The organism is Alkaliphilus peptidifermentans DSM 18978, assembly GCF_900101495.1.
GTDB lineage: Bacteria > Bacillota > Clostridia > Peptostreptococcales > Natronincolaceae > Alkaliphilus_C > Alkaliphilus_C peptidifermentans.
Window position 1 is genome coordinate 25762 of sequence record NZ_FMUS01000025.1, and the last position, 13468, is coordinate 39229.

The following is a 13468-nucleotide window of genomic DNA, read 5'->3' on the forward strand; positions in this document are numbered from 1 at the left end:
TTGAAGATGTTTAAATTCATACATATAGGGGATGTGCATTTAGATACGCATTTTTATTCTCGAGATACTGACTTGCGTGAAAGGCTAAGAAATAGTCTTAGGGACTCCTTTAATAGGGTTATTAATACATGTATTGAAGAAAGGGTACAGGCTCTATTAATTGCAGGAGACCTCTTTGATAACGATAAGCTTTCCTTTCAAACAGAGGTGTTTTTGTTGAAGCGCTTTTCAAAATTAAAGGAGCATGATATTCAAGTTTTTTATGCCACTGGAAATCATGATCCTGGTGATATAAACTATAGGGCCAATTCAATTAAATGGCCTGAAAATGTTCACTTAATTAATGACGAATCAATAAGGGTAATAGAAGTTATAAAGGAAAATGAAGTACTTGCTAAAATTGTTTCTGTAGGTCATAAATGTAAAAAAGAAGCAAGAAACTTAATTAAGGAATTTCCAGTAAAGGATGTGAATATACCAGTTGTTGGCCTTGTCCATGCAATGGTGACATCTGCATCAGGGATAGAAGGACATGATCGGTATCTACCATGTACATTAGATGATTTAAAGGAAAAGAAATATGACTATTGGGCATTAGGTCATATTCACCAGGCTCAGCAGGTGGCCAATGAGTCTATTTACTATAGTGGCAATCTTCAAGGACGTAATCCTAGAGAGATGGGAGCAAAGGGTGGCTACCTGGTAACCATCGATCCAATAGGCAGCATTACAGCCAGCTTCATAAGCTTTTCTCATATAAACTGGCAAACCATAACCATTAATGGCATGGAGGGAATAACAACCTACCAGGATTTAAAAAGCTACTTAATAGATAAAATAGAAGCTTTTTTTGAATCAAATCCACATCATACACAAGAATTAATTTTAAGGCTACAGCTGGAGGGTAGATGTTTTTTAAAGAAGGCCTTTGATAATAGCGAAGATGTTGCTCAGCTGGAGGAGGATATTAAGCTACACTTTGGCCTCCTATCAATAGAAATCAAAACCAATAATTTACTGCCCTCAATAAATGCTGAAGTATATATTGAAGGAAACCATGTACTTTCAAGGGCCCTTAAATTAATTGAGCATCCTAATGATGGTCTAATTCAACAGTTAACAAATCTTAAATTTAGCAATAGGAAGCTAAAGGGAGAAGAGTCAAAAGTTAGATACATTTTATCGCTACTAGACGGACTGGAAGAAGAGGCTCTCACTAGAATGGTAGGTGATGAAGAATGAAAATCCATGAGTTAAATATAAAATCCTTCGGAAGATTTACTGATGAACCACCTATGAAGGACCTAAATAAAAATTTAGTTCTCTTTTATGGCAAGAATGAGACAGGAAAAACAACTATTTTTCATTTGATTAGAAGTATATTTTATGGATTTTCACCTGCAAGTAGAGATTTACATCCCTATAATCCATGGGAAATTGATCGGATTGATATTGCTGCAAAATTGCTTTTAGACAATGGAGTAGAGGCAGAGGTTAATAGAAGGCTATTAAGCACACCAAGGGGCCAATTAATATATGATAGCAATGTATTAGAATTAAAGAATAATCCGTTACCTTATGTCAATCATATTTCCACGGAAATATATGAAAAGATATATTCCCTAAGGGTGGAGGATTTGGTTCAGCTTCAAGGTAAAGGATGGGATGAAATACAAGATAAGCTGTTGGCCAATTATGGGAGCCAGCTAATAAGAAGCACAAGAGATGTTATTAAGGAGCTTCAAGATGAGGCAAATGGTCTTTATCGTGAAAGTGGTAGAGGAAATTTCCTTATTAAAAAGCTTGAGGATGAAATGAAATCCTTGAAGAAGCAGCGGCTAGATGCAATAAATAGGCAAAAGGAAATAAGAGAGCAACAAGAGAGGCTACTTTGTATTAATCAACTTATTGGTGAAAAAAATTCTGAAAGGGTAAGACTAAAGCAGCTGGTTGGTAAAGCTAAAAAGCTAACTCCTTTTAAAGCGTTAATTAATGATTTGAAGAATACTAACCAGAGCTTCATTAACAAAGGATTATACGAAAAATTACCCATAAATACACCACAAAAAAGAGATGAACTTCAGGAAAAAGTTAATCAGTTGAATACTTCAATTGAAGATAATAATAGCATGATCGAATTAAAGGAAAATAAGATTTATAGACTTACAGAAGAAGAGCAGAGAATTCTAGAAAATAAGGCTAGTATTAATAAGCATGTAAAAAATACTGGAAGTATTCAATATTTGAAGGATGTGGTTGTAAAGTACAGAGAAGAAATATATCAGCTAAAGGATAGGGTTAATTACGAAAGTAGAAAGCTACTAAATGAAGACTTACAGGGAGAAGTATTAGAAAATATTAAGGATTTAAACATATCAGAAGCCCGTTTATTACTTGAAGGCCATCGTAAAATAAAAGCAGAGCTGGATGAGGCTAATAAGGATTACCAGTACATGAGTAACAAATCCTTAAATATTAAAGTGCCAGTCATTTACTTGGTTTTTGCTGTAGCAGGAATAATTATGACTTTAGCAGGATATGGATTAAATATAAATTTTCTGCCTTTGGCAGGTATATTGTTGGCTGTTTTTGGTGGAGGGAGCTATATCACCAGTCTTATGCTAAAGAAACAACTGGATAGACAAGCAGTAAGCCAAGAGGAAAAAAGATCACTTCAAAAGAAGATTACTCAGCTTCAACAGGCATTAGCGGAGAAAAAAAATGACCTGATAAATATATACAAAGGAATCCCTTTGCCAGAAATAGTTATACTTAATATGGATGAAATACTGCTTTCGGGTATAATCAAAATGAAGGACGACCTATACCAATTAAGAGAAAAGAGTAAATATGCAGATGAAAAGGAAAAATTGTTAAATATAGAATTAGATGAACTACAAAGATTTTTAAGGACATTAAATATTGAAGGAAATGAAGAAAGCAAATTAAACCAAATAAAGGATCAGCTTGATGACTTGGAAAAAAGAGTAATAGTTAATAATGGATTGAATGAGGAATTGCAGGGGTTACGCAAGGAGAGGAGTATTCTCCTTTCAAAGCTTGAGGAAAACACTAAGGAATTAAAAGATATTGATGAGAAGCTTCGGCAGTTAGGTAATGGAGAGATAATTTTAGGCTTAAAAATATTCAAAGATAATCAAAAACTAGAGGATAGAATTAAACTGATAGATGAAAAGCTAATGGAATGGAGTAATATTGAAGAATTAAAAGCAGAGTTAGAAGCATTAGAATCTGAAGATCCATGGATTTTTTTAGAAGCTAAGCTGGAGGAAGCAGAAATAAAAATTGAGGAAATAGAGGTAGAATTACAAAGTTTTAGGGATGAGAAAAAGGATATAGAGCTTTCAATGGAGCAGCTATCAAAAACCATAACTATTGATGAAATAGAAAGCCAGCTTATAATGCTGGAATTAGAGCATGAAGAAGTCTGTATCAAAAGAGATCGGCTTATTCTGCTGGCTGAAATAATTAAGCTGGCAGACGAAGAATTTCGTGAAGAAAATCAACCGAATGTATTGAAAAATGCCAGTCAGTATTTTAAGCTTATTACCAACGGGAAATACGCAAATATATATTTAGAAGAAACAGATACAGGAGACTCTATAATGGTTAGAGAAGTGGACTCATTGGCTCCACAGGCTGTAACGGAGTCCTTCAGCAAAGGTACCCTTAATCAGCTTTATTTATCATTACGTCTGTCTTTGATGGATCACCTAGATAAAGACTCTGAAAAGCTACCTGTATGCTTTGATGAGCTTTTTATAAACTGGGATGAAGAGAGACTGGAGAATAATCTTAAGCTACTAACAGAAATTAGCAGGGAGAGACAAATATTTTTCTTTACCTGCCATGATTGGCTTGCTAGTAAAATTGAAGCTACCTTTAAAACCAGCAGAATAAGTCTTAGTTAAAACAGAAATTGAGGTGATTAATATGCCCTTTGCATATCTTTTGCAGTGTAAGGATGGAAGCTACTATGGAGGCTGGACAGTTGACCTCGAAAATCGGTTAGAGGCCCATAATAGCGGTAAAGCGTCTAAGTACACCAGAGCCAGGCTGCCAGTACACTTTGTATATTGGGAGGAATTTAGTACAAGAATTGAGGCGCAAAAAAGAGAAGCAGCTTTAAAGGCTTTAACAAGAAGGAAAAAAGAAGAGCTTGTTGCTGCTTTTAAAAAGCATACTGATTTTGAGGAGAAATAATATGAAGCCAGTAAAAAGAAATTTTATTACTACTATCAAACCCAGATGAAAATTAGAGTATGACACAAAATTATATTGTCAACACTCCTACTATATAGAAAAAGTAGGGGTGAGCAATTTGAAAGTACCAAAGCATATAGGAATTATACCAGATGGAAATAGAAGATGGGCACAAAATAAAGGACTCCTAAAGGAACAGGGCTATGATAAGGGGTTGGATCCAGGTCTAGAGCTCTATCGTCTTTGTAAAGAGAAGGGTGTAGAGGAGATAACCTATTATGGCTTTACTATGGATAATACAAAAAGGCCAGCAAATCAGACAAAAGCCTTTATAGAGGCTTGTATAAATGCAGTTAATATGCTTACAGCAGAGGATGCAGCGCTACTTGTTCTTGGTAATACAGATTCAGCAATGTTTCCAAAAGAGCTATTACCCTATACAACAAGAAAACAGTTTGGAAAAGGCACAATAAAAGTAAATTTTCTAGTAAATTACGGATGGCACTGGGATCTAGGACATTTAATTGAAAGTAAAGAATCCCTTAAAAGTAATTACTATGGAGGATTAAAATCCAGTGATATTTCAAGAATCGATTTGGTAATACGATGGGGTGGAAGAAGAAGACTAAGTGGACTTTTGCCTGCCCAAGCTGTATATGCAGACTTCTATGTTATAGATGAATACTGGCCAGATTTTAAGCCCCAGCATTTTTATGATGCCCTGGATTGGTATCAACATCAGGATATCACCCTTGGAGGGTAATAATATAAGGGACGGTACAGGACCAGTTTTTCACTGGTCCTGTACCGTCCCTTTGACATCTTCCCAGCTTTTAATATTTAGTGGTTTGTAATTCTTTCTTAATAAGGTCTTTGTTTCCCTTATGGTATTCTCCCATTATTTTTGGAAATTGCCACTCTTCTAAAAGCTTATCTGCTCTTTTATCATCTTCATTTTCTAAAGCACTTCTAAGCTCATGGATATAATATAAAGAAGCTGTCTTCCTCTTAAGGATTTCTTGACAATCCTCTGTGGGGTTTCCATGGCCTGGTATCAGTAAATGAATCGAGTGATGCTGAAGAATATTGTCAACTTTGGTCATTGTATTTTCATAGGCATAACTACTGGAATAGATATAGGGAAATTCGATATCAGATAGATAATCTCCTGATAAAAATATACCAATAGGTTCAATAATTGTAAATACACTATCCTCTGTATGTCCTGGTGAGGTATAAAAAGTAATGATTGTATTTCCAATCTTCAATTGTTGACCATCTTTATTGACTAAATAGTCTATATGGGGATAGCCCACTTCATAGTCTCTTATCAAATAATACTGATCATCAAAGGATTTTATTTGCTCACTAATTCTTTTTTTATCATCTCGAGTCGTTATTTTTTCGCTGCCGATGTACATTACATCTCCAATACTATTATATCCTAGAATATGGTCCCAATCTGAATGGGTAAAAAGAACATAAGTAGGACGATTTTTACGAATGCTTGATACATAATTTCTAATTTCTATTATCTCATGGGGTAATGTTGTGGGGTCGATGACAAGTACCATATCCTCTGTCTCGATGATCGATGTATTTGTTTGATATATTGGACTCTGAAATATGGTTATATTTTTATTTTTATATAGAATCATGATACAAATCCTCCAATAAGCTTTATTTTCATGCACTATTAAACAGTTTTATATTGTAGATATTCTATAAAATGTGATTATATCCTTCAATCATTTAAGTTAGGAACTAAATGAAGGAAGACAAAGGGATGGAGCGTCTCTTTGTCTTCTTGCTATGACATCTATTATTCTTGGATATTTATTAAATTAACTACATTAACCTTGCGTAAATTTGCCGAATTATCATACTTAAATTGCTTAAGTTGAGTTACTTCACCTGTAGGTAGTTCTATTGTGTCACACTGCCACTCAGCTTCCTTTACTTCAATATTTCTAACTATTGAGAGAAAGTTTTCAATATTTTCTTTCATTGATTTATTAGAGTATGTTCCAAATCCGCCTACATAGGTATAAACATTTTTTTGAAGTGGTTTGGGTATATCCCTTACTTCTATTTCTGCCCGCTTAACATCACTTAAATTTAAGCGATTGTTCATTGTAGGAAGATAGAAATTAGATATTCCAGCAATTTTCATACAAGACACCCCTTTTATTTTAATTGATTAATTAAGTTATTAACCCTATATATAATATCGTAATTTTTTTCTTATACTTTAACTATATTTTCCATTATATAAAGTAGTTGTAAAAAAATGTTATTATAGGAAGGTAAAAAGTTATTCTTATAGAATTGGTTAATAGGTTATAAAATAAAATGGAAGGGGGTAAAATAGTGGAAGATTTTAAGAAGGATTTAAGTAAGTTAAATGAAGATGGAGGACTTGTAAAAAATTTATTGTGCTTTGATAAAATGATTACGCCCACACTAATTAGGATTTTATTTTTTTTAGGTATAGGTTTTTCGGTATTTATAGGTTTTTCTTTTATAATACGTGGAATGAATGCTTACTTTGGTGGGGGCTTACTAGTATTAATGGGAATTATAATACTAATCATATCACCTATATTAATTAGAGTGTATTGTGAATTAATGATTGTTATTTTTAAGATACACGAATCGTTATTAGAAATAAGAAATAAGCAATAAGCAAACTCCAGTGCTATGTGTTGTGAGACAGTGCGATAGGAGACTGTTATCGGTTATTGCAAAAAAGATCAAGATCATGAAGATTAGCACTATGATGCTAAGTAACTTCATGGTCTTTTTTGTGTTTGATAATGCTATATTTATTACGTAAATTTCCATAGCAAGTATTAAAGCGTTTTATAAATCGAAGGGCCTATAGTGTACCTATTGTGGAGGTATAAAACAGCCCTCAGTGAATCAAAGAGAGGGAACTATTTTCGCAAATCATCGTCTTAGTATACATAACATATAAAATGGAGGTTATAAAAATGCGAAAAATAATAGTTTCTCTTTTACTCATTTCTTTACTGATAACAAGTATGGCTTCACCTGTATTTGGCACCAGCTACAGGGAAACTGCATGGAATTACTTAATAGAGAAATATGATGTTTCGGAAGAAAGAATTCAGCTATATGATGGTGGCATTATTGAACTGGAGTATACTGCTGAGTCATTTTGGAACGCCAGTTACATTATACTACCTGATGGGGAATCGGCATTGGACTTCTCTACCGGAGAAAAAAATGTAGAAGGGCCAAGAACTTTACCAGCCAATGGAAGTGAGCCTTATGCTATGCCATTACCTGCACCTGATATGCCAGCATCTGATAGAGATGAAATTCATCCTATTGCACCAATGGATGAAGGGCACATATACGGAGGTATCTATATACACACAAAGACTGGTGAGATTTTGCAGGCAGACCAAATGGATGTATATTTCTCGGCTGAATGGAAACTAGCTGATATAGAATGGCAACGATTAAGGAAAGAGGCAGGAAAGCTTGATGGTCAACTTTACCTTAGGCTAATGAAATTCACCCCAACAGAAAAAGTTAGTGTATGGATTCAACCTGCAGCTTTAGAAAATGATGAGTTAAAAGCCCAGTTTCAAGCATTGAAGGAAAAGTATCCTGAACATACCATAGGGATGGAGTTTACTGATATTTTCTTCTATGGCTTTGGATATGCAGTTCCTGATACAGGAAGTGGGGTTTCAGGAGGAAATGCATCCGTAAGCTATGGAGCTACTAGAGCTGTTGATTTACCAGCTAATCTTGAGAAATCAGATGTTGAGATTTTACCAGTATTCCCAGATGAAGAATATTGGCAGGAATACAATGAAATGTGGAAGGAATTAGAACAGATTCACCTACAGGCCATTACACCATCAATTATTAGCATAAAGGAAGCCCTTGATAATAAAGGCATTATTTATCAAGATAACGGAAGCTCTGTTGCTGCTGACCTGACAGTAGAAGAAATTAATGAACTTGCTGAATTGTCTTCGGTGTCGATGATATTTGAAGACGGAATATTTACAACCATGGATAGTAGTGACACTATGATGCTACGTAGTAGCACCCCATATAGTGAGGTCACCACCGCTAAAGCTATGGAAAATAGAGGAATCAATAGTTATCTGCCACATATTCTTATTATTGTATTGGCTTTTGCTGCAGTAATCTTAATCTATCGTCGTCGTAGCATAGCTAATAACTAGAAAGACAATATAACTCCCCCATAGAAAAATATAACGCCCCTATTAAGATTTGATTTAGTTCATTTCTTAATGGGGGCATAACTCTACTAAGTTTATTTTAATAGTAACTTTAATTGCTTGCTTATATTATGTAGCCTTCCGGCATTGATAAGGATAACATTATATTCCTCACTATAATCAAGAGCATTTAAACCATATTGATTATCATAGGGTTTACCATTTAGGTAATTTGTATCTCTAAATAACCTATAAAAGGAACCCTCATGACCTTCAACTTTTAATCCACTGACTTTTATATTTTGAGGCATTAATAGGTCAACAGTCAATGTTCCTTTTCCATTTGTGTTACTATGGTTAGCACCCTCAATAATTATATCCTCACCCATATAATTTATAGTTTTAGGATAGGTATCTGTCAGATTTACAGTAATACTATTGTCCTTTATTGATCCAATCCATATACCATCGAATGCTACATACAGCTCTTCATGCTTATCCTCAAAATAGATGGAGGGTACAAAGAAAAAGCTGAAGTTCTCATCACCATGATGCATCATACTAATTAGCCCCTCAGATTGATATGCATTGCCCTTACTATCCATTAGATAAAGGCTTTCAAATCCAGAAAATAAATAATCATCCTCCAAATCAAACCCTACATCCAGCTTCATTCTTGTTGGACTAATGGTTAGCTCCTTCATCTTTACTATTCCATAGGGGACTTCAATTTCTTCCATTAGCATATATTTTTTTGATAATAAAACCTTTTCTTTATCAAAAGGTATCTTTATATCCTTAAATTCTTCTATTAGTATATTATGTTCAAAAGGAAATCTAACAAAAATTTCTCCACTTAGTTGAATGTACTGAGGATTTCTTTCTAAAAAAGCTGCAGCCTCTCCTGCTTTAAAGGTTTTTTCTGCTTTAACCCGAATTTCCTTTCTATTAAAATCTATTTGAGAAGATCCACCTTCTTCGAAATCAAGAAATTCAATAGATATAGTAGGCAGGGAATCATTTTTCTTTCGTTCATCTTCATCAACAAGGTCTTCAAGCAGTTCTTCTATTTTATCACCTCCAGCTATTACTGAAAAAACGAGGCGATCTTCATCAAAGATTATATCGTCAAAGGTTAATATATAACCATCCTTCTCAACAACAATACCTTCTATGGATTCATACCCATGTCTTCGTGCATACTCGGTACCACTATCTCCCCGTATCCATTCTACAGCAATTTTTAATACTGGTATATTGGAGGCATACACTCCAAAGCTAGGTATCCATTTTACGGACGCAGTAAATAGCATTACCAATATAACAGCGGCTGCCAGCATTTTATTTACACTGATTTTAATTGTGTTTTTATTTCTTACTGGGGTTGTTTTTATCCGCTGAATAATTCTATCTTCTAATTCTGGGGGTATCTCTATATCAGTCTTTATTAAACCTTCAACATATTCATCCAGCTTTTCTTCTTCTAATTCTTTATTGTACATATATTCATCCCTCCCTTACTTCCAATTTGTTTCTCAATAATTTTAAATTTCCATATATTCTTGTTTTAACAGTTCCTGTAGGTAAGTTCATGGTTTCTGCAACTTCCTCTAAAGTATAGCCCATATAATATTTCATATAAATTAAAATCCTATCTGACGGGTCAAGAATAGTTAATGATCTCTCTAAATCTATTTTTTCTTCTCTGTTAGTTTTTGATAAATCATCATACTTATATAAATCATCAGCCATTGAAATTATTTTTTGTTTTTGACGTAATTGAATTTTGCATTCATTAATGACAATACGTATAAACCATGTTTTGAAATATTTATCATTCTTTAATTTGCTTATATTTAAAAGAGCCTTTTCCACTGCATCAGCCACTGCATCCATGCTATCCTCTTTATTATGTAAATAGCAATATGCAATTCTGTAGGCCTCATCCTTTAAGGATAATACGGCCTTTGAAAAGCTGTCCTTATCACCCTTTTGTGCTTTTATGATTAGTCCTTCCTCCATTCTGTCGCCTCCCTTCATGTATTAGATGCAAAGGTATATAAAATAGTTTTGTATTTTAAAAAAATAAAGTCAGTCATCAAGATATCAATTATAGGTTATCATACATTGATGATGTAATATATAAATAAGCTAACATACAAACAATTGGATAATATGGTTAATTGTAATATAATTATAAACAAAAAGATAAGGAATGATTAATGATGAAAAACATTTCTACATTTTCTATTGTTGCAAGGGACCCACATACTGGCGAACTAGGTGTTGCGGTTCAATCAAAGTTTTTGGCAGCAGCTGCAGTTGTATCATGGGCAAAGGCTGGAGCTGGAGCCATAGCTACTCAGGCAATGGCCAATCTAGATTATGGAGAGTTAGGTCTTAAGCTATTGGAAAAGGGATATACAGCTCAACAGACCTTAGATGCACTTTTATCTTTAGATGATGGTAGAGAGGATAGACAGGTGGGTATTGTTGATGCAGATGGAAATTCTGTTGCTTATACAGGTGGCAGCTGCTTCGATTGGGCAGGACATATAACAGGAGATAATTTCAGTTGTCAAGGAAACATTCTGGTTAGTGAAGCTACAGTTAAGGCTATGGCAGAAGCCTTTAATAATACAAAGGGAAACTTAGCAACCAGGTTGGTTGAAGCCCTTGATAAAGCTCAAGAAGCAGGTGGAGATAAAAGAGGCAGGCAATCGGCAGGCTTACTCATTGTTAAAGAGAATGGTAGCTATGGTGGCTATAATGATAAATACATAGATTTACGGGTGGATGACGACCCAGAGCCCATTAAAAAATTAAGACATCTATTATATTTACATGAATTATATTTTAATAAGCCTACAAAGGAAGATATTATTGAAGTGACAGTTGAAGTAGGTAAGAGAATTCAAGATGCATTAAAGAGATTAGAATATTATAATGGGGATATAAATGGTTTGTTTGACCAATTAACTCAAAATGCCTACTTTGCTTTTTGTGGTGTAGAAAATTTTGAAGAAAGATTATGTGAAGGTAGTTATATTGATAAAAATGTTTTAAATATTCTAATCGAGAAGTCGGAGGAGTAGATTTCAACACTATTAAAAAAAGTTTTTGCTGGTTAGAAGCAAAAACTTTTTTGTTGAATATATTGACTATGCAATAATTGTATAATACAATAAAAGATGGGAGGGGAAGCTAATGACTAATAGAGGTAAAGATATACCTAACGAGTGTTGCCAGCAATCAGAAAATTGCTGTGTAGAAGAGGTTGGCACTATGGTGCAGCGGTTGGTTAGAATAATACATCTCTTTGAAAGAGATCAGATCAAGCCCTATGGATTTACTACTTCTCAGTGTTATGTATTGGTAGAGCTTAAAAAAAATAACCTTACAATGAACGAGCTCAGTGAAAAGATGAACCTTACCACCAGTACAATGACTAGAATAATAAATAACCTTGTAAGGGATGGATTAATCGAACGCACAAGAGACAAAGAAGATAGAAGAGTGGTTGTTGTAGGTTTAACAAGTAATGGAGTAGCAGCTGCTAACCAGTTGGAGTCATCTATTATAGAATATTATGGAAAAATAGTTGCAAATCTACCCGCTGGTCAAATAGATGAAGTGTTAAAATCGGTATCATTGCTCATCGAAGCCTTTGATAAAGCTAATCCAAATTGCTGTTGACTATGAAGTATATAATAAAAGGAGGATTTTTATGAAAAATGAAAAAGTATCGTTAAGAGATTTATTTAGAATTGCTGGAGGGAAAAAAAGCTGCTGTACAACCTCAGAAGCTAAAGATGATTGTTGTAGGCCAAAGGAAAGCACAAATGATTGCTGCAATAAAGATATAGATAAACAAAGCTGCTGTAAATAAACATTTTACTGTTCAAAATACTTGTATAATACAAATATTGATTAATACAATTTAATATCCTATTGGTTTATTTAAAGCAACCCTCTCACTAAAATGAATCAATTAAAAGAAATTATGCATTTCCTTACTTTAATTTATTGGAGGTATAATAGTGATAAAAGAAGAATTATTTTTCATACTAGAGTTTGTTTTAAATGCATCTAAAGGGCTGGCATTATTTTTTGTTATAGGGATCTCGTTGGCATCATTAATTAAAACATTGAGACTAGACCTTTATTTAAATAAAGCATTTGAAGGTAAAAAGGCAGCGGCTATACCAATAGCAACTGCTACAGGCGCCTTTAGTCCCCTATGCTCATGTGGTGTAATACCTGCAATTGCAGCCTTGCTTGCCTCAGGAGTTCCGCTGTCACCAATAATGGCCTTCTGGATAACATCACCATTGATGGACCCTGAATCCTTTGTTTTAACATATGGGGTTTTTGGAAAGGAAATGGCGATAGCAAGACTAACAGCAACTATATCTATTGGGTTAATTGCAGGTTATATCACACTATATCTTTCCACCAAAGGAATTTTAGATAATCAGATTCTTAAGGAGTTTGGTAAGGATAGACAGCAGGTGGCAGCTGTAAGGGAAACTGAAGAAATTAACTTAGACAAAAGACAAATAATAATAGTAAGGTTCTTTCAGTTTTTACTAAACTTTAAGGATATGACCTTCTTTGTTGGAAAATATATTTTAGTAGCCTTTATATTGGAGGCTATAATTATAAGATATGTACCTATGGACTGGATTGGTGGCCTTTTAGGTGGCAATAATCCATTTGGACCAATAACGGCTGCAATTATAGGAGTACCTGCATATTCCAACAGTATTTCATCCATACCAATAATTAGAGGGCTAATGGATTTAGGAATGGATAAAGGAACAGCTCTTTCCTTTATGATTGGAGGAGCTGCAACCTCTATACCTGCTATGGTGGCAGTATTTTCTATAGTAAAAAAGAAAATCTTCCTTCTTTATATAACCTTCAGTATGGTGGGCGCAATAGTTGCTGGATATATATATAGATTATTTTAAATCAATAGAAAAAACCTTTATTACTAATGCGTCAGTCTGATGCAT

The 13468-nt window shown here is 34.1% G+C and carries 14 protein-coding genes; 10 read left to right on the top strand and 4 right to left on the bottom strand.

Going from position 1 to position 13468, the window contains the following annotated elements; genetic code table 11:
* Positions 1-6: 6 nt before the first annotated feature.
* The 4 genes from BLP68_RS16035 (at position 7) to BLP68_RS16050 (ending at position 4987) form a co-directional block, all read left to right on the top strand.
* Positions 7-1242 carry a metallophosphoesterase family protein gene (locus tag BLP68_RS16035; protein ID WP_091545736.1) on the top strand — a complete coding sequence of 412 codons (1236 nt, stop codon included), beginning with the start codon at positions 7-9 and terminating at the stop codon, positions 1240-1242.
* Positions 1239-3932 (top strand): AAA family ATPase, encoded by a 2694-nt coding sequence (locus tag BLP68_RS16040; protein WP_091545737.1) that lies wholly within the window; start codon positions 1239-1241, stop codon positions 3930-3932. The genes BLP68_RS16035 and BLP68_RS16040 overlap by 4 nt, the downstream gene beginning before the upstream one ends.
* Before the next feature lie 22 nt (positions 3933-3954).
* A complete protein-coding gene (locus tag BLP68_RS16045; RefSeq protein ID WP_091545739.1) occupies positions 3955-4224 on the top strand; it encodes a GIY-YIG nuclease family protein in 270 nt (89 codons plus the stop codon).
* Positions 4225-4333: 109 nt separating this feature from the next.
* Positions 4334-4987, top strand: coding sequence for an undecaprenyl diphosphate synthase family protein (locus BLP68_RS16050; RefSeq protein WP_456297608.1), 654 nt, complete (start codon positions 4334-4336; stop codon positions 4985-4987).
* A gap of 70 nt (positions 4988-5057) precedes the next feature.
* Here BLP68_RS16050 and BLP68_RS16055 read toward each other — a convergent pair whose 3' ends face one another.
* Both BLP68_RS16055 and BLP68_RS16060 read right to left on the bottom strand, forming a co-directional pair.
* Positions 5058-5882 carry an MBL fold metallo-hydrolase gene (locus BLP68_RS16055; protein ID WP_091545742.1) on the bottom strand — a complete coding sequence of 275 codons (825 nt, stop codon included), beginning with the start codon at positions 5880-5882 and terminating at the stop codon, positions 5058-5060.
* A 164-nt stretch (positions 5883-6046) separates the two neighbouring features.
* A complete protein-coding gene (locus BLP68_RS16060; RefSeq protein WP_091545744.1) occupies positions 6047-6397 on the bottom strand; it encodes a hypothetical protein in 351 nt (116 codons plus the stop codon).
* A gap of 197 nt (positions 6398-6594) precedes the next feature.
* On the opposite strand from BLP68_RS16060, the gene BLP68_RS16065 reads away from it, so the two are divergent.
* Positions 6595-6909: a DUF4282 domain-containing protein gene (locus BLP68_RS16065; protein WP_091545746.1), complete on the top strand. Its 315-nt coding sequence runs from the start codon at positions 6595-6597 to the stop codon at positions 6907-6909.
* Positions 6910-7217: 308 nt separating this feature from the next.
* Positions 7218-8453 carry a hypothetical protein gene (locus tag BLP68_RS16070; protein ID WP_091545748.1) on the top strand — a complete coding sequence of 412 codons (1236 nt, stop codon included), beginning with the start codon at positions 7218-7220 and terminating at the stop codon, positions 8451-8453.
* 92 nt (positions 8454-8545) lie between these two features.
* Here the strand turns inward: BLP68_RS16070 and BLP68_RS16075 are convergent, their stop codons facing one another.
* Together BLP68_RS16075 and BLP68_RS16080 are read right to left on the bottom strand one after the other, a co-directional pair.
* On the bottom strand, positions 8546-9952 hold the full coding sequence (locus BLP68_RS16075; RefSeq protein ID WP_091545749.1) for a DUF4179 domain-containing protein: 1407 nt from the start codon (positions 9950-9952) through the stop codon (positions 8546-8548).
* Positions 9953-9956: 4 nt separating this feature from the next.
* Entirely contained in the window at positions 9957-10472 is a 516-nt protein-coding gene (locus tag BLP68_RS16080; RefSeq protein WP_091545750.1) for a sigma-70 family RNA polymerase sigma factor, read from the bottom strand.
* 203 nt (positions 10473-10675) lie between these two features.
* On the opposite strand from BLP68_RS16080, the gene BLP68_RS16085 reads away from it, so the two are divergent.
* The 4 genes from BLP68_RS16085 to BLP68_RS16095 all read left to right on the top strand — a co-directional run bounded on the left by BLP68_RS16085 (position 10676) and on the right by BLP68_RS16095 (position 13423).
* On the top strand, positions 10676-11545 hold the full coding sequence (locus BLP68_RS16085; RefSeq protein WP_091545752.1) for a DUF1028 domain-containing protein: 870 nt from the start codon (positions 10676-10678) through the stop codon (positions 11543-11545).
* Positions 11546-11657: 112 nt separating this feature from the next.
* Positions 11658-12146 carry a MarR family winged helix-turn-helix transcriptional regulator gene (locus BLP68_RS16090; RefSeq protein ID WP_207647933.1) on the top strand — a complete coding sequence of 163 codons (489 nt, stop codon included), beginning with the start codon at positions 11658-11660 and terminating at the stop codon, positions 12144-12146.
* Between the two features lie 31 nt (positions 12147-12177).
* The gene (locus BLP68_RS21850) at positions 12178-12339 is read left to right on the top strand and encodes a hypothetical protein (protein ID WP_176759075.1); all 162 of its coding nucleotides are present in this window, start codon (positions 12178-12180) and stop codon (positions 12337-12339) included.
* 151 nt (positions 12340-12490) lie between these two features.
* Positions 12491-13423 (top strand): permease, encoded by a 933-nt coding sequence (locus BLP68_RS16095; protein WP_176759076.1) that lies wholly within the window; start codon positions 12491-12493, stop codon positions 13421-13423.
* Positions 13424-13468 lie beyond the last annotated feature (45 nt).